This window comes from Pseudomonas fakonensis, assembly GCF_019139895.1.
Taxonomy (GTDB): domain Bacteria; phylum Pseudomonadota; class Gammaproteobacteria; order Pseudomonadales; family Pseudomonadaceae; genus Aquipseudomonas; species Aquipseudomonas fakonensis.
In genome coordinates this window covers 3,387,623-3,405,902 of record NZ_CP077076.1, presented here as the reverse complement: position 1 = coordinate 3,405,902, position 18,280 = coordinate 3,387,623, and the positions used below count along the sequence as shown (strand labels likewise).

Genomic DNA, 18,280 nt, shown 5'->3' with positions numbered 1-18,280 from the left:
GAATGCCTCCTGGTCTGTCTAACGGTACTGGCTGATGTGCACTTGCAGGCCATTGCCGGCCTGGGTTACGGCACTGGTCAGGCCGTTGCCGGCCTGGTCGATGGTGGCGCTGTTGTGGTTGCCGTACTGCTCGATGGCGGCGTTGTTGCCCGCGCCGCTCTGGCGGATCGACGCGCTGTTGCCCTGGCCCTGCTGGCTGATCGAGGCCATCAGGTCACTGCCTTGCTGGAGGATGTAGGCCTCCTGCGCGCCCCCGGCCTGGACGATCTGGCCGAGCAGGGCCTGGCCGTTCTGGTCGAGGCTGGCGCGGTTGCCCCCTCCTTGTTGCTCGATCACCGCCACTTGCCCGGCAGCCGTTGGCAGCAGCCGCACCAGCAGCGGCTCGCCGAGGTCGTTGCCGGCTGCCAGGTCGGCGTTGTCCATCAGGTCGCTGGCGCAGGCCTGGCCCGCCAGGGCCAGGCTCAGCAGCAGGGGGTACAGGCGCGTCATGGCAAGCCCCTCACTGGCGGACCACGTTGACCGTGCGCACGCTGCCCTGGCCGCTACGCACGGTGGCGGTCGGGTTGGCGGTCGGCACGACCGTGGTGCTGTTGTTCAGCAGCAGCCGCCAGCGGCCGTTGGCTGGCACCGTGGTGGTGCCCAGGGTCACCAGCCCGCTGGTTGTGGTCACCTGCACCGTGACGTTGTTGCCGGTGGTGATCGACGAGGTACCGCTGATGTCCCAGTTGTAGCGGTTGTTGGAGCGCGCCGTGACCGTGGCCGCCGTGACCGCGAAGGTCTCCTGTGGCGGTTTCGGCGACACCTGCAGGGTGACTGTGCCGGGCGTCGAGTTGGCGCCGATCGAATCACGGGCGATGTAGGTGAAGGTTGCGGTGAACGCCGTGGTGACCGTGGCCGGTGGTGTGTAGGTGACCGTGGTGCCGTTGTGGCTCACCGTGCCGCGCCCGGCCGGCAGCGGCTGGGTGACGCTGGCGATGCTCAGCGGCAGGTTGCCCTCAGGGTCGGTGTCGTTGGCCAGCACGTTGATGATCAGCGGCACGCCCAGGGTCGCGGCGGCGTCGGCCACGGCGGTTGGCGGCCGGTTCGGCGCCACGTTGACGGTGACGTTGGCCGGTGCCGACTTCAGGCCCTTGGCGTCCATGGCGCGATAGCTGAAGGTGGCCACCTGCGCCGTAGTGGCGCCGACTGGCGGGGTGTACACCACCGAGGTGGTGCCGTTCATCACCACGCTGCCCAGGCCCGGGGCGGGCTGGGTGAGGTCGGTGATGGACAGCGGCAGGTTGGCGTCCGGGTCGCTGTCGTTGGCCAGCAGGTTGAGGGTCACCGGCACCCCGACGCTGGTGGCGCCAACGTCGGCCTGCGCCACCGGAGGCTGGTTGCCGGCCGAGGCCGGCGCCGTGCCCACTACTACCACTGGCTCCACGTCATGGCCGCCGTGGGCAGACTTGACGGTGATGCTGGCCGGCGGCTGGGGCACGTCGTTGACGGTCAGGCTTTGCAGCGCGCCGGCCTTGGACATGCGCCCGTAGCCTTGTACCACAAGGTCCGGCACCAGCACTTCATCGCTGGAGCGGGCCTCCACCAACAGGCGTTTGCTGACCCAGTCGTAGCGTGCGTTGGTGACCTTGACCACGTCGCTGAGCTTGCTCGAAAGCGCAGTGGGCTGGGTGCCGCCAGCGGCGTTGCTGGCGGTGACCACCACCACCGAGGGCGGTGCGGCCGGGCTCAACTGCTGGTTGAAGAACAGCCCGTTGTTGTCGGCCAGCATGCTGAACTGGCAAGGCGAGGGCGGTGTGCCCACCAGTGCCACGCCGTTGCGCAGGCACAGGCTGGCGCTGTTGGGCGCCTTGGCGAACACCTCCACGCGGGTGCCGGCGGCATTGCGCTGGTAGGTGGCGCGCTCCAGGGTTACCGGGGTTTGCTGGCGCACGTCGAGCAGCTTGCCAGAAACGGTGAACAGGTTGGTCTGGATGGTGCCGGCCGGGCCCTGGATGCGCACGAAGTTGGTGTTGTTCGGGCTGCCGACCACAGGCTCGGTGATGTTCGGGTCGCCGATGAAGGTTTCGCTGGCGCCGGTGTCTGGGTTGACTTCGGTGTACGGCGCGCCTGCGCCACGCAGGAACGGGCCCAGGTCACCGGCCAGTGCGCCGCTGAACACGCCGGGTGCGCCGATGCCGATGTCGCGGGTGATGTTGATCGCCCGGCGCCCGGGGGTGGTGACGTTGACCGTCTCCACGCCGTACGGGTGGGTGATGGTGTAGGTGCCGGCGGTGGGCACCGACACGCGGATGCGGATGCGGGCAAAGCTCTGCTGGTCGCCATCCACCGGGTTTTCGGCAGCGAAGGCGGCTTCTAGGCCGGCCACATAAGCGTCCATTTCGTAGCCGCTGTTGCCCACTGCCGGGATGGTGGTCTCGGCCAGGAACCAGAACATCTCCGGTGGCCAGTTGTCCGGGAATACCAGCGGCAGGGCATCGTCGTAGATGCCGGGCTCGGGTAGCAGGGTGCACATGTAGGCCGTGGCGCCAGGCGCGCGCGAGCTGGTGGCGCGCGACTGGCACAGCTCCAGCTTGCGCCCTTCGGCATCGCCGTACCACATCGGGTAGCCCCCGGTGGCGAAGGTGTAGGGGCCCGGGTCGACCTCGGTCAGCGCGGCCCAGGCCATGCTGCTCATGCTCAAGGTGAAACCGGCGGCGCACAGCGCCCGGCGGGACCACGTATTCATGCTGCCTCCTTGAAGGCGGGGCCTTTGTCTGTTCATGGCATCAGCACCACTTCTTCGCTGTCGGTGCCGCCGTTGGCGCTGGTGACGCGCACCGTGGCCGGTGGTATCGGCGTCTGGCCGATCGACAGGGTTTTCACCGCGCCGCTGCCGGACAAGCTGCCCAGCGGCGTGCCGTTGCCGGTGGCGGCGGTCATGGCCGGTGGCGCGGTTTCGTCGCTGCTGCTGGCCACCACGGTCAGTTGGCCGCTGGCCAGGCTGTACTCGGCGCGGCTGATCACCACCAGGTCGGTGAGAGGCATGGGCAGGGTGGTGGGCGCGCTGGTGGGGATGGCCAGGCTGTTGTCGGCGCTCACCTGCAGGGTCAGCGGCAGGGTGGGGTCGAGCGCCGACTGGGCGTACCAGGCGCCGGTGTTGTCGGCTTCGCTCAGGGCCAGTGCCGGGCTCTGGCTGGTCAGGGTGACGCTGGCCGGCGGTGGCGGGGCGTTGACGAAGACATCCTGCTGGGCACGCACGTTGCCAGCTTCGCTGCGCCGCGAATAGGTGCTGCGCAGGGGAATCAGCGGGGTCGGGCGGTTGACCGTGGACAGCTTGCCGGACACGGCGAACAGCTCGGTGCGCAGATCAATGCCACCGGGCCCTTCGATGCGCACGAAGTTGGTCTTGAACGGGCTGCCGGTGACGGCCTCTTCCAGGTTGGGGTCGCCGACGAAGCGTTCGCTGGCGCCGGTGCTGGGGTTGATCTCGGTGTAGGGGCCATTGACGCTGCGCAGGAACGGCCCGACGTCGCCCTTGAGCGCACCGACAAAATCGCCCGGCGCGCCGATACCGATATCGCGGGTCATGTTGATCGCCCGCCGCCCGGCGGCCGGCACGTCGAACACCTCGACGCCGTAGGGGTGGGTGACCACGTAGGTGCCGGCGGTGGGCACATCGACACGGATACGCACCCGGGCGAAGCTGATCTGGTCACCGTCCTTGGGCTCGTCGCTGCTGAACGCTGCCTCCACCGCCGCGCCGTAGCCCAGGTCGATGCCTTGGGCTGCGTTGGTGATGGCGGCATCGGCGGTGAACCAGAATGCCTCGTCAGGGAAGTTGCTGGGGAAATTCAGCGGCTGGGTGTCGTCGAATACCCCGGGGGTGGGCAACAGCGTGCACATGTACGACGGTGCGCCGGGGGCCCCGGCCACCCGCGAACTCACCGCCTTGGACAGGCACAGGTCGAGGGTGCGGCCATGGCTGTCCTGGTACCAGGCGGGGAACTTGCCGGTGGGCAACGTGTAGGGGCCGGTGTCGACCGCGAACAGCGCAGCCTGGGCTGGTAGCTGGAGCAGGCCGGCGAACACTGCCACGGCCAGCGGATGGGGTTTGGGTCGATGCATGACTCGCTTCCTCCTGCAAACGGGCCCAGGGGATGGGGCGTCTGGGGAGGTGATGGCAACACTTGTGCCAGATTTTTCACAAAGGCCTGTAGGCCAGGCGCGGCGCGGGTTTTACCGCAAATGGCAGGCATCGCACAGGGCGTGGCGGGTGGGCGGGGTTCCCCGGCATTGGGGAATCGGGGGCGGCTTATGCAAAAAAAATCGGCGCCGGGGCAAAGCTCCCGAGTGCTCCCGTGCGCATCCTCCCGGGCTTTCATCCCCGTCAGGCCTGCCCTGTGTTGCAGCAGGCCATCGAAGCTTTGCAAAAAACAGCGGAAAAACCCGAGGAATCGGCGGCTGAACTCCCGAGATTTTTTCCTTCGCCTGTCACCGTGAACTGCCAACGTTTGTTCCGTGGTCAAGGCACCGAGCCCTCTGGATCAGGGGCTACAGCCTGGCCGCTGCAAGCGCGACCCACTCAACGTACGAACACGACGATAGGAGATTGCTTCATGTTTAAACGTACTGTGATCGCCGCCTCCCTGGTGGCTGCTTCCCTGGCTTCGGCCCAGTCCATGGCCGCTGTTGTCGGTGGCGGTGCCACCCTGCCTGAGTACCTGTACAACGGTAACCCAAGCACTGGTTTCGAAGGCATCCTGCCTTCGGGCTTCAGCTACACCGGCGTGGGCAGCGGCGGCGGCAAGACGGCCTTCCTGACCAACGCCCCGGCGTCGATCGGCCAGGCTGCCGGCACCAACGTCGACTTCGCCGGCTCCGACTCGGTACTGAGCACCTCCGAGCTGAGCACCTACACTGCCAACCATGGCAACGACTGGGGCAACCTGATCCAGGTGCCGGCCGTGGGCACCACCGTCACCATTCCTTTCAAGAAGGCCGGCCTCAACAGCTTGACCCTGACCGCTTCGCAGCTGTGCGGCGTGTTCTCCGGCACCACCAGCACCTGGGGCCAACTGCTGGGTAGCGCCGACACCACCCCGATCAAGGTGGTCTACCGTTCGGGCAGCAGCGGCACTACCGAACTGCTGGCGCGTTTCCTGAACGACTCGTGCCCGGCTGCCTTCTCGGTCAGCAGCACCTTCACCAGCGCCAACGTCGGTGCCGAGCCGGCCACCTGGGTCGCGGCTGCCACCAGCCAGGCCGTGGTCGATGCCGTCGAAGCCAGCGATGGCACCATCGGCTATGTCAGCCCTGACTTCGTCGATGTCTGGGATGCCGGCAAAGTGGCTTCGGTGAAGAAGCTGGCCAGCGGCACTGCGCAACTGCCAACCCCGGACCAGGCCCAGGCCGCTCTGGCCTCGGCCGCTGCACCGACCGGTGACGACCGCCTGCTGCCTGCCAAATGGGCCGTGACCTTCGGCAGCGGCGCCACCGACAAGGCCGTGCCGACCTCGGGCTACCCGATTGTTGGCTACACCAACCTGCTGGTTGGCCAGTGCTACAGCAACGCCGCCGACGCTGCAGACATCCGTGGCTTCCTCAACGACCTGTACTCGGGCACCCACAACGACCTGATCGAGGCCCACTCGTTCATCCCGGTACCGGCTGCCTTCGCTGCCGAGGTGAAAAAAGCCTTCCTGGACAACAGCTACAACCAAGGTACCGATATCCAGAACGCCTCGGTCTGCACCGGCATCGGCCGTTCGTAAGCCTGGCGCCTGAGCCGGCCTGAGCCCTTCGTGGCCCGGGCTTGAAACCTGGCGGCACCCAACCGGGCGCCGCCAGGTTTTTTTCTGCTCGCCCATAAACCAGCCGTGTGAACTTTGCATGACAAAGCTTCGGTCGGTGCCGGTGGCAACTGCCTTATGGCAAAGCGGCATCACTGGCCGCACGCATTCCCCAAGGACCCGGAACAAGGAAACCCCACGATGTCGAACGGCAAGCAGCAACCCGCCCCTTCAGCCTCTGCCGTACGCCATCGCACCCGGCCTGTTGCGGGCGAGCCGCTGTTGCTCAAGCCGCTGGCCCAGGCGATCGCGCTGCTGCTGGTGGCCGGCAGCGCCCAGGCCGCGCAGCCGTTCAGTGCCGGTTGGTTCAGCGCCAAGGGTGCTTCCACGGCGGCCAGCAGTGGCGGCGCAGGCGGGGTGCGGGTGCCGGGCTCGCCGCCACCACTGGCCCAGCAGCAGCGGCTCAACCAGCAGTTCAAGGCCTCGGTGGGCAACCTCAACAACACCGTTGCTGCCATTGCCGCGCAGCAGGCGGCCCAGGCCGCCGGGCGCACCCTGGCCCAGGTGCAGCCACAGACCGTGCCCAACGGCCTTGGCGAGGGTGGCCTCAAGGTCGACGAGAACCCCCTGACCCAGGGCTGGCACAACGCCAAGAACCCGACCCAGACGCAAAGCGGCGGCAAGACCACGGTCACCGTCGAGCAGACTGCCGACAAGGCCGTGCTCAACTGGGAAACCTTCAACGTTGGCCGCGACACCACGCTCAAGTTCGACCAGCAGTCGGACTGGGCGGTATTGAACCGGGTCAACGACCCCAATGCGCGGCCCAGCCAGATCCTCGGCCAGATCGTCGCCCCCGGCACGGTGCTGGTGATGAACCGCAACGGTGTGGTGTTCGACGGCAGCAGCCAGGTCAACGTGCGCAACCTGGTGGTGGCTGCCACCGAAATGAGCGACGAGCAGTTCACCCAGCGCGGCCTGTACGTCGACACCACCGGCACCCAGGCCACCTTCACCAATGCCGGCGGCAAGGTGGTGGTGCAACGCGGTGCGCAGATCACCACCCACGAACCAGCCAGCTCCACCAGCGGCGGCGGTTACGTGCTGCTGCTGGGCAGCGAGGTGGACAACCAGGGGCAGATCATCACCAGCAAGGGCCAGACCACCCTGGCCGCCGGCGATGACTTCTACATCCGCCGTGGCCAGGGCACCGAGAGCAACCAGCACTCCACCACCCGCGGCAACGAGGTGGCCAGCAGCCTGCGTGCCGGCAGCACGGCGGGTAGCGTGAGCAACAGCGGGCTGATCCAGGCCGCAGGCGGCGATATCACCCTCACCGGGCACCAGGTGCATCAGGACGGCGTGTTGCTGGCCACCACCTCGGTGGACCGGCGCGGCACCATCCACCTGCTCAACTCGGCCAGCGACAGCACCGGCAGCGTCACCCTCGGCCAGGGCAGCGTCACGGCCATCATGCTCGATGCCAGCAGCGCCCTGGACAGCCAGCGCGATGCCTCGCGCGAGGCCGTGGACGGCAGCAGCGGCAACCTGGCCAGCGGCAAGTTCGACAACCTGAGCAAGGTGCTCGACCGCCCCGAGCAGTCGCGGGTGGAGATTGTCAGCGGCGGCACGGTGGACTTCCAAAGTGGCTCGCTGACCCTGGCCAACGGTGGCCAGGTGGCGGTGAGTGCCGGCAAGCGCAGCCTGGTGGATGACGGCGCGCACATCGATGTGTCCGGTGCGCTGGGCGTGAAGGTGGCGATGGAAAACAACGTCATCAAGGTCAACGTGCAGGGCAACGAGCAGCGTGACGCCTCGGGCAACCGTGACAACGGCGGGCTGACCAGCCAGGACGTGTGGGTGGATATCCGCGAACTGGTGCATGTGGCTGCCGGGGTCAACGGCTACGCCACCGACCGTTGGTACACCGCCGGTGGCCTGCTTGAGGTCAGCGGTTATCTGGGCACCCGCAACCACAGCATCGGCGAATGGATGGCCCTGGGCGGTACGGTGACCTTCACCGGGCAGGACGTGGTGACCCGCGCCGGCTCGCAGATCAACCTGTCCGGCGGCACCCTGGCGGTGCAGGACGGTTATATCAACCAGAGCTGGCTACGCGGCGCCGACGGGCGCCTGTACGAGGTGTCCAGGGCCCCGGGTGACCTGCTGTACACCGGTATCTACCAAGGTTTCGAGGAGCACAGCGCACGCTGGGGCCAGACCAACTACTACTACAACCCGCTGATTGCCCCGCAGCGCCGCTTCGAGCAAGGCTACACCCTTGGCCGCAACGCAGGCTCGCTGGTGGTGGCCACCGGCAGCGCAGTGCTCGACGGCCAGCTGGTGGGTGAGGTGTACCAGAGCGAACGCCAGACCCAAGCCCCGGTCGTCGGCCTTGACGGCTACAAACAACTGCAGAATGCCCGCGCCCAGGGCGCGCAGCTGGTAATCGGCGAGCAACTGCCCGGTTACCTGAAGGCGGCCAAGGATATCGGCTTCAGCCTCAAGCCTGTGATGGAGCAGGTGAGCGTGCAGAGCGGCGCCCGTGGCGACAGCGCCAAGGTCAACCTGGACGACCCGCTGGACCTTTCGCGTCAGGGCCAGTTGGTGTTCGACAGCGACCTGTTGACGAGTTTCGGCCTCGGCGGCCTGAGCATTGCCGCCAGCGAGCAGGTGCTGGTGAATGCGGCGCTGAACATGGCCGATGGCGGCGAAGTGACGCTGTACGGGCCCAAGCTACAGGTAAACGCCGACATCACCGCCCATGGCGGGCAGGTGCGCATGGGTGATGTGCTGCAGATGCGTGACCAGGATGCGCTGAAGGACATCCCCCTGGACACCCCCGCCGGGACCCGCGCCCAGGTGCTGGTGGCCGACGGCGTGCGCCTGGATGTCAGCGGTGTGCGCAGCGACGTACGCGACAGCGCGGCACTGGCCTGGCGCAACGGCGGCAGCGTGTCGCTGCGCAGCAGCGGTGATGTGCTGCTGGGCGCGGGCAGCGTGGTGGATGTGTCGGGAGGTGCGGTGCGTACCGCTGTTGATACCATCGTTGCCGGCAACGGTGGCAACCTCACCCTGCATTCCAGCGAGAACAACGCCGGCGGCGGCGGGCGCCTGCAACTGGGCGGTGAACTGCGTGGCTATGGCAGCGACTTGGCCGGTACCCTCAGCCTGCGTGCCGACCAGGTGCGTATCGGTGGCGTGGACGATGGTACGGCGCTGCACCTGGCCGAAGACTTCTTCAGCCTGGGCTTTGCCCAGTACAACGTGCGTGGTGGCAACGGCCTGACCGTGGCCGAGGGCAGCCAGGTGCAGGTGACCCGGCCGGTGCAATGGCTGGATGCCAGCCAGGCGGTGGGTGACCAGGCCCAGGCGTGGCTGCCGCCACTGTTGCAGGAAAACGCTGCCAAGGGTGTGATCAGCCAGCGCGCCGGTGCCGGCCTGAGCCTGGCCGCGGGCGATGCGCTGTTCGCCCAGGCGGCCCGCGAGGCCGCCCAGCTGGTGGTGGAGCGCGGGGCGTCGATCAGTGTCGACCCGTTGCAGGCGATCAGCCTGTCGAGCACCGCACAACTGACCCTGGACGGCACCCTGCGTGCCGCCGGTGGCAAGGTCAGCCTGATGCAGGAGTTGCCCATCATCGGCGACACCGGTTTGAGCGAGGCCCCGCACCAACGTGCCATTCGCCTGGGCAGCGAGGCGTTGATCGATGTATCCGGCCAGGCTTACACCGCCGTTGATGCCCGTGGCCGGCGGTATGGCCGGGTCGATGCAGGGGGCAGCATCGTCATCGGCGGGCGCATCGACCACGCCGCCGGTACCAGCGATGGTGGGTACTTGTATGTGGACCTTGAGCAAGGCTCGCAACTGCGCGCCGACGGTGCCCAGGCCACCCTCGACATCCCTGGCCTGGGCGCGGTACGGGTGGCCAGTAACGGCGGCAGCATCAGCCTGGCTTCGAGCCTGGGGCTGCGCCTGGACGCCAGCATGAGTGCCAAGGCTGGCGGCGCGGGTGCGGCCGGTGGCAGCCTGGGCGTGGCCTTGGACACGGCGCTGTACCGCAAGGGCACAGCGGATGATGCGCTGGTGGTACCGCGCGAGCTGGTGTTGAGCCAGCAGCGCGTCGGCAGCGGGGCGCTGGAGTATGCCAAGGCCTATCTCGGTGCAGACCAGGTCGAGGCTGGCGGTTTCGGTAACCTGGCCTTGCTCAGCGATGGTTCGGTGGCCTTTGACGGCTCGCTGCAACTGGGCCTGGCCCAGGGCCTGCAGATCTACGCAGGCTCGCTGGTGCTGGCCGAGGGCAGCGCCGGCGATGCCCGGGTAACCTTGAGTGCCCCCTATGTGCGCCTGGCAGGCAGCAACCACGAGTCCGGCGATGCGGGCGTGCGGCCGACCATCAAGGGCGGGTTGTCGCAACAGGCCAGCCAGGCGCAGTTGCAGGTGCAGGCAAACCTGCTGGAACTGCGCGACAGCCTCACCCTCGGTGCCCGTGGCAACCTTGAGCTGAGCGGCGGCCAGAGCCTGGCCTTCGACCGCCGAGGCTTTGCCTTGACGCGCCTGCGCAGCGAAGGCGACATGCGCTTCCTGGCTGCCGCAGGCAGCGACCCGTTCACCACGTTGCAGGGCAATGCCGACATCGAACTGCTGGCCGCCCAGCTGTACCCGGCCACCGGGGCCAAGGCCAGGGTGATGACCGTGCAGGATGCCACCTTGCGCATCGGCCGGGTGGGCTCGGCCATGCCCTATACGCCCCATTCGGTGTTCGGCTCGCTGGGCCTGTATGCCGGCACCGTGGAGCAGGGCGGTGTGGTACGGGCGCCGCTAGGCACCGTCGACATCGGCAGTGGCGCCGGCAATGAGCAGAACATCGTGCGGCTGTTGGCTGGCAGCATCACCTCGGTCAGCGCCAAAGGCTTGCTGATGCCCTATGGCGGCACGGTCGATGGCTTGAGCTACCTCTACGGTGGCAAGGCTGTGGACCTGAAGGGCGCCGCCAACGGTGAGGGGGTCAAGCTGACCGGGCTTGAGGTGGATGTGCAGGAGGGTGCGCTGATCGACCTGTCCGGTGGCGGCGAACTGACCGGCGCAGGCTTTGTGTCCGGGCGCGGCGGCTCCACCGACGCTCGCTACAACCCGCTGGTACAACTGGACGCCGATGGCCGCCTGGTGCTGCCGTCGCTGTCCAGCAACCCGGTGTATGCCATCGTGCCGGGCCTGGCGGTGGACTATGCGCCACTGGCGGGCGATGCGGGGGCGGCCAACCCGGCGATAGGCCAGCGAATCACCCTCGACCACGGCATACCGGGGCTGCCTGCCGGCACCTATACCTTGCTACCGGCCAGCTATGCGCTGCTGCCGGGGGCGTTCCGGGTCGAACTCAACGGCTTGGCCGGTAGCGGCCAGCTCAGTGCCAGCGCGGCCATGCGCAATGGCTCCTGGGCAACCTCTGGCAAGCTGTCGGTGGCGCACACCTCGATCAGCCAGGCACTGCCCAACCAGTTCATCATCACCAGTGGCAGCGTGCTGCGCCGCTACTCGCAGTACAACGAGATGTCCTACGCCGACTTCGTGCGTGCCGATGCCGCCACCAAGGGGGTACCACGGGCAGCCCTGGAGGCCGACGGCAAGTGGCTGGGCCTGACCCTGACCAGCAACACCAACGCCAATACCAGCTTCAACTTCGCCGGCATCGCCGACTTTTCGGCAGCGGCCGGCGCTCGCCGTGGCGGGGCCTGGGTGCAGGGTGGGGCCGAGGGCATCGAGATCCTGGCCGACGGCCAGGACAGCCAGCTGCAGGGCCAGGCGGTGGTGTCGCTGCGCGACAGCCAGCTCAACGCCCTGGGCGCAGCGAGCCTGACCATTGGCGGCCGGCAGGACGTGATGTACGGCCAGGGTGGCAACCAGATCACCTTCCTGGGCCACAACCGCAACGTCTGGCTGCGTTCGGGCGCCGAGCTGCGGGCGGCCGAGGTGCTGCTGCTCAGTGACAGTACCAGCGGCGGCGTATACGTGGAGCAGGGGGCGCGGATCAACACGGTGGGGCAGGGCGCAGCACCTTACGATGCCAATGACGGTTTCATGCTCACCCCGGGGGCGCGTGCGCTGCTCGCCGTGTCCAACGGCCGCCTCGATGTGCTGGCGCCAAGTGCTGGCGATTCATCGTTCGGCCCCGGCGCGATCCTGATCGGCGAATGCACCAGCGGCCAGTGCAGTGGCCAGACCGAGCTGTATACCGAGGGTTCGATCTTTGCCGCCACCAACAACACCTTCAGCCTGGATGATGGGGTCAGTTTCGGCGCCCGTCACCTGGGCCTGGCGGTCGGGCGCATCAACGTCGGCTCCAGCCAGGCGCTGGCCGACGCGGCGGCGGCGGGCACCCTGGGCCAGGGCCTGACCTTCAACCAGCAGGTGCTCGACCGCCTGTTCCAGGGCGTGTCGGGCAACGGTGTGCCGGCGTTGGAAACCCTCACGCTGACGGCTGCCGACTCGCTGAATTTCTTCGGCGACGTGGTGTTGGACACCTACGACGCCGCCACCGGCAAGAACCGCCTGGAGCAGTTGGTGCTGGGTGTGCCGGCCATTTATGGCTCGGGTGCGGCGGGTGACCACGCGTTGATCCGCACTGGCGAGCTGGTGTGGAGCGGTGCGCGCAACCTGCCGGGCAGCCCGATTGCTGGCGGTGCCGGCAGCGGCGATGGGGTGCTCGACCTTGAGGTCGAGCGCATGGTGTTCGGTTATGGCGCCAATGCCCAGCCCAAGGGAAGCGACGACATGGCCCGTCTGGTGCTGGGCTTCCAGCAGGTGAACATCCATGCCAGCCAGCAGGTCAGCGCCAGCCACAAGGGCAGCCTGCAGGTGTACCACCGCCGCGGCGACTACCAGGCGGACGGCACCTTCAGCTACAGCGGCGCCAATCTGAGCGTGGATACTCCGCTGTGGACCGGTGCTGCCGGTTCGGTCAACCGCATCAAGGTGGGCGGCGAGCTGCAGGTGAGCGGTGGCGGCGGCAAGTTGGTCACCGGCCGCGACGGGGTGGGCGCCGAGCTGGCGCTGAGCGGCCAGCGCCTGGACATCGACGCCACCTTCAGCCTGCCCAGCGGCAAGCTGACCCTGGAGGCCTACGATGGCCTGCTGCTGGGCGACAAGGCCTTGATCGACCTGGCCGGGCGTACCCTGACCTTCAACGACGTGCTCAAGTACAGTGCCGGCGGCACCCTGGTGCTGAACAGCAAGGCTGGCAACATCCACCAGGCCGCCGGCGCCACGGTCGACCTGCGCGCGGTCAACAACCGCGCCGGGCGCCTTGAAGCCATCGCCCTGGGCGAGCAAGCCGGGCGCGTGGAACTGCTGGGGCAGATCCTCGGTTCGGCCAGTGGCCGCTACGACGCCGGGGGCAGCCTGGTGAGCTATGGCAAGGGCGCAGTGGATATCCGCGCGCAACAGCTGGACAATTTTGCCGCGCTGAACGAGCGCCTGAACCGTGATGGTGTGACTGGCGGGCGCAGCTTCCAGCTCAAGCAGGGCGACCTGGTGATCGGTGACGAGCTCAAGGCCAGTGAAATCGTGGTGTCGCTGGACAACGGCCACCTCACCGTCAACGGCAGCGTCGATGCCAGCGGCGAACAGGTGGGCAGCATTCGCCTGGCGGCGAAGAACGGCCTGACCATCGGCAGCGCTGCGCTGCTCGATGCCCACGCCAGCCTGCTGCGGGTGGACAGCTACGGGGCGATCATCGACGCACCGAACCGCGCGCTGATCGACCTGAACAGCGGCGAAGGCCAGCTTACCCTGCAAGGCGGCGCGCGCTTCGACCTGCGCCACGGTACCGGCGCCACTGCAGGCCTCGACGGCCGCAACCGCGGCACCTTGCAACTGACCGCGCCGCGTGTTGGTGGCGACACCGCCGGCGATATCGCCATCGATGCCAGCGGCGCCCTCGACATCCGCGGCGCGCGCTCGATTGCGGTGGTCGGCAACCAGCGTTACAGCGACGCCAACGACGGCACCAAGGCGGCCAATGGCCGCGACTACCAATACATCGACCAGGCCTGGCTGGATGCCAAGCACGGGCTGAACCAGACGTTCATGCAGAACCTGCTGGCCAACCGTGACCTGCTCGACAACCGCCTCAAGGGCCTGAACAACGCAGGCTACGCCGAGGCGCTGCACCTGCGCCCAGGGCTTGAGGTGAGCACCGCCGAAGGCGTCGACCTGGTGGTGCGCGGCGACCTCGACCTGTCGGGGCACCGCTACGAAAGCCTCAACCCCAACACGCAGCGGGTCGACGGGGTGGCCGGCTCTGGCGAAGTGGGCAACCTGGCCTTGCGCTCGGGCGGCAACCTGGAGGTGTACGGCAGCATCAGCGACGGCTTCATCGCCCCGGCGCTGGCCACCGACGCCAACCGTTGGGACGGCAAGGGCTGGATTTTACTGCCGGGCAAGCAGCCGTTCGACGCCACCCTGGTGATCCCCCGCGAAGGTGTGGAGCTGGCTGCCGGCACACTGTTCCCGGGCGGCAGCACGCTGAACTTCGACCTGCCGTTCAGCGCCACCACCCTGGCTGCCAACACCCGCCTGCCGGGGCAGATGGTGCTGGCCAGCGCGCTGACCCTGCCGGCCGGCACGGTGCTGGATGCGGCGGTGCGCGACAGCGCCGGCAACCTGCTGTACGCCGCCGGTACCCTGCTGGGCAACGCCGTGACCCTGGCCGCCGAGACCCGCCTGGACGCCGGCACCCGCCTGCCCGTGGCGGCGGCGGTACGTGACGGTGTGTGGGCCAGCGGCAGCGAACTGCCGGCTGGCGGCCTGAGCCAGCGCGGCGCCCTGAGCCTGGCCACTGGCGCGGTGCTGCCGGTGAACACCGACGTCAAGCTGGCCGACGGCACGAACTACATCGACCTGCGCCCGGAAGTGAACGGCCAGCAGGGCCGCAACTGGGCCCTGGCGACGATGCTGCCGGAAGGTTCGCAGTCGTGGTCGATGCGCCTGGTGGCCGGTGCCGACCTTGCCGCCGCCGACAGCCGCATCACTCGCCCGGACGAGGCGGCAGGGCTGATGCGCCTGGCCGACCAGCATTACACCGCCACCCGTGTGCTGGAGGTGACGGCGCCGACCATCAGCTATGTGTGGAGCGACCAGGTGACCGGCAGCCGGGTACCGGGCGCCCCGGTCCCGGCAGCCCAGGTGTCGCAATGCCGGCTGCGCCCGGCCTGGTGTATCGCCACCGAAACGCCGGGTACCAGCAAGTTCGAGGTAACCCCGCAAACCCAGCTGTTCAGCGTGCTGCGCACCGGTACCGGCGACCTGGAGCTGCTCAGCGCCGGTGACTGGCGGATGGACTCGTTGTACGGCGTGTACACCGCCGGTACCCAGTCGGCTGCGCTGCTGGTGAATGGCGCCGACCCCTACCAGCTGGCCCAGGGCCGGCTGCCGGACGGCAGTGTGCTGGGCAGTGCCGGCAGTGCCTACGAGTCGGCCACCAGCGGCTACCGTGCCTGGTACCCGGAGCAGGGCGGCAACCTGCTGCTGGCTGTGGGCGGGGACCTGACCGGCAACCTCGTCGCGCCCTCGTTAAACCCGCTGGCAACCACCCGTCAGCAGGCTTCGGCCGGCGTGGGCAACTGGTTGTGGCGCCAGGGCAACGCCGATACCGCGGCGGCCTGGTGGCTCAATTTCGGCAGCTATGCGCTGGACCCTTCGACCAGTGGCGGGCAACCCTGGCTGGTGGGCTTCACCGGTATCGGCACCCTGGGCGGTGGCAACCTGAATGTGCTGGTCAACGGCGCTGCGGGGCTGATCGAGAGCGCCAGTGGCGCGCTCGACGCCCAGGTCGTGCAGCGCAGCCATGGGCTTAGCCTGGCGGTGGCCAGCACAGGCCGGGTACTGGCCGACGGCAGCGTGAAGCAGACTGGCGGCGGCGACCTGCTGCTGCGGGTGGGTGGCGGCGTCAACACCTCGCTTCAGGCGCTGGATTCAGTGACCGGCAACGCCGACCTGCGCGGCACCCTGACCAACCTGCGCGGGGCACTGCAGGTGCAGGCAGGCAGTATCGGGGTGCTCGACCTGATGTACGGCAGCTACCCCAGCGACCATACCGGTAGCGAGTCGCGGGCCTATGACGCCTATGTCGCAACCCGCGGCGTGGCCCTGGGCGGCCTGACCTTGATGCCGGGCGACAGTGCGGTGCGCCTGGAAACCCGCGGTGACCTGGTGCTGCAGGGCGTGGGCGACCCTGGCCGGGTAGTCATGTTCAACACCAACGCCTTCACCGGTACCGACGGTGCCGACTACCTGGGCAATGGCTGGAGCTGGTTCAGCCTGTGGCGGGCGAACACGGCGGTGGACCTGCTCAGCCTGGGCGGCAACCTGACGCCGATCGTGGGCAGTGAAATCGCCCCCGGGCGCAACCTGCCGGCCTCCGGCGGGCGCATGTTCTACCCCACCGCGCTGCGAGCGGTGGCGGCCAATGGCAGCCTTTACTACGGCGAGGCGGCAACGGCAGTGCTGGGCACATCCAGTGCGTTCTCGCTGATGACCGCACCGTCAGCCAACACCGAGCTGCAACTGCTGGCCGGGCAGTCGATCTATGCCGGCGGGTATACCGTGAGCCAGACCGGTACCGACACCTCGGCCATCGCCACACCGCAGCGGCCGGGCTACGTCAACTACAGCACCGACTTCCGCAAACTGGGCAACAACCTGCACAGCGACCTGTCGCTCTCGGAGCGCATGACGCCGCTGTTCAGCTTCGGCCTGAACACCTACGCAGCCGCTGCCACGCAGCCCGCGCAACCTGTGCGCTTCTACGCTGTGGACGGTGACATCGTCGGCCTGAGTACCGGTGAGGTGCTGAGCTATGCGCGCAGCGGGCTGAAGCTTTATCAGGGCGCGGGCCCGGTGTGGATCATGGCAGGCCGTGACATCGTCAATGCCGGGGTGCCGCTTGGGGCCGAGCGCCATGGCGCCGCCGGGGTTGTGGACTCTACGCGCTACGACACCCCGTCGTCCTCGGGCAATGTGTTCATCCATGGCGACAGCAACGATGTGTCGATTGTCAGTGCCGGGCGCGACATCCGTTTGAGTACCTTCAATGTCGCAGGCCCCGGCCTGCTGGAAGTGACCGCCGGGCGCAACCTGCTCAATGCAGGGCAGGGCGTGGCTGGGGCCTACCAGGAAGGGGCGATCAACAGCATTGGCCGTATCGGTGGTGGCGGCAGCGGCAACGACGGCGCCTCGATCGCGGTGATGGTGGGCGCCGGCGAGGCCGGGCCGAACTATGCCGGCCTGCTGGACCGCTACCTGGACCCGTCGCGCCAGCTTGAGACAGGTGGCGCGCTCAGCGCCAGCCCCGACAAGGTGGCCAAGGTGTACGACCAGGAGTTGGCCGCGTGGTTGGGTGAGCGTTTCGGCTTCAGCGGTGACAATCAGGCGGCGCGGGCGTTTTTTGCCGCACTGCCGGCCGAGCAGCAACGCATCTTCGCCCGCCAGGTGTACTTCGCCGAGCTGCGCGAGGGCGGGCGCGAATACAACGACGCCAGCAGCCCGCGCAGCGGCAGCTACCTGCGTGGCCGCCAGGTGATCGCGGCGCTGTTCCCGGAAAAGGACGTGGCCGGCAACCCGATCAGCTACAGCGGCAATGCGACCTTCTACGGGGGGGCCGGCATTCACACCGACTTTGGCGGCAATATCCAGGTGCTCACCCCGGGTGGGCAGCAGGTGTTCGGGGTCGAGGGCGAGGCGCCGCCGGCCAGCGCCGGGGTGATCACCCAGGGCAGCGGCGACATTCAGCTGTATTCGCGGGGCAGCATCCTGCTGGGGCAGAGCCGCATCATGACCACCTTCGGTGGTGCAATCCTCGGCTGGTCGGCCGAGGGCGACATCAACGCCGGGCGTGGCTCGAAGACCACCGTGGTGTACACCCCGCCCAAGCGCACCTACGACCAGTGGGGCAACGTCAGCCTGGCACCGAGCGTGCCGAGCACCGGGGCGGGTATCGCCACGCTGAACCCGATCCCCGAGGTGGCCCCGGGGGATATCGACCTGATCGCGCCTTTAGGCACCATCGATGCTGGCGAGGCGGGCATTCGCGTGTCGGGCAACGTCAACATCGCTGCGCTACGGGTGGTGAACGCGGCCAACATCCAGGTGCAGGGCAACGCCAATGGCATGCCGGTGGTAGCGTCGGTGAATACCGGGGCCATCACTGCGGCCAGCGCGGCGGCGTCCAGTGCCAGCCAGGCGGCCGAAGAGGCCGGGCGCCAGCGCCAGCAAGGCGCGCGTCGCCAGCCGTCGTTGATCACCGTGCAGGTGCTGGGCTTTGGTGACGAGCGTCTGGTACCGGGGCGCGAGGGCGCGAGCCTGAACCCGCAGTACAACCGCCAGAGCCCGGTGCAGGTGCTGGGGGCCGGGGTGCTGGATGAGCAGGCGCGGGGGCAGTTGACTGAGGAAGAGCGGGGTAACCTGATGCTGTGATGAGCGGGGCACGTGCATTCAGGTGGTGTCGACGCCGCCTGGGT

General features: G+C 68.1%; 5 protein-coding genes. 2 read left to right on the top strand and 3 right to left on the bottom strand.

The genetic code is table 11. The features are described from left to right. Positions 1–18: 18 nt before the first annotated feature. From KSS94_RS14990 to KSS94_RS14980, 3 genes are read right to left on the bottom strand one after another with little or no spacing between them, the layout of a single operon-like run. Positions 19–489 carry a curlin gene (locus KSS94_RS14990; protein ID WP_217838882.1) on the bottom strand — a complete coding sequence of 157 codons (471 nt, stop codon included), beginning with the start codon at positions 487–489 and terminating at the stop codon, positions 19–21. 10 nt (positions 490–499) lie between these two features. Beyond that, positions 500–2,725 carry a cadherin-like domain-containing protein gene (locus KSS94_RS14985; protein WP_217838881.1) on the bottom strand — a complete coding sequence of 742 codons (2,226 nt, stop codon included), beginning with the start codon at positions 2,723–2,725 and terminating at the stop codon, positions 500–502. Positions 2,726–2,757: 32 nt separating this feature from the next. Continuing rightward, on the bottom strand, positions 2,758–4,104 hold the full coding sequence (locus tag KSS94_RS14980) for a hypothetical protein (protein ID WP_217838880.1): 1,347 nt from the start codon (positions 4,102–4,104) through the stop codon (positions 2,758–2,760). 491 nt (positions 4,105–4,595) lie between these two features. Here KSS94_RS14980 and KSS94_RS14975 point away from each other — a divergent pair, with 491 nt between their 5' ends. Further along, positions 4,596–5,750, top strand: a complete 1,155-nt coding sequence (locus tag KSS94_RS14975) for a substrate-binding domain-containing protein (RefSeq protein WP_217838879.1) — start codon at positions 4,596–4,598, stop codon at positions 5,748–5,750. Positions 5,751–5,969: 219 nt separating this feature from the next. After that, a complete protein-coding gene (locus KSS94_RS14970; RefSeq protein WP_217838878.1) occupies positions 5,970–18,236 on the top strand; it encodes a filamentous hemagglutinin family protein in 12,267 nt (4,088 codons plus the stop codon). The last annotated feature ends 44 nt before the right edge of the window (positions 18,237–18,280 follow it).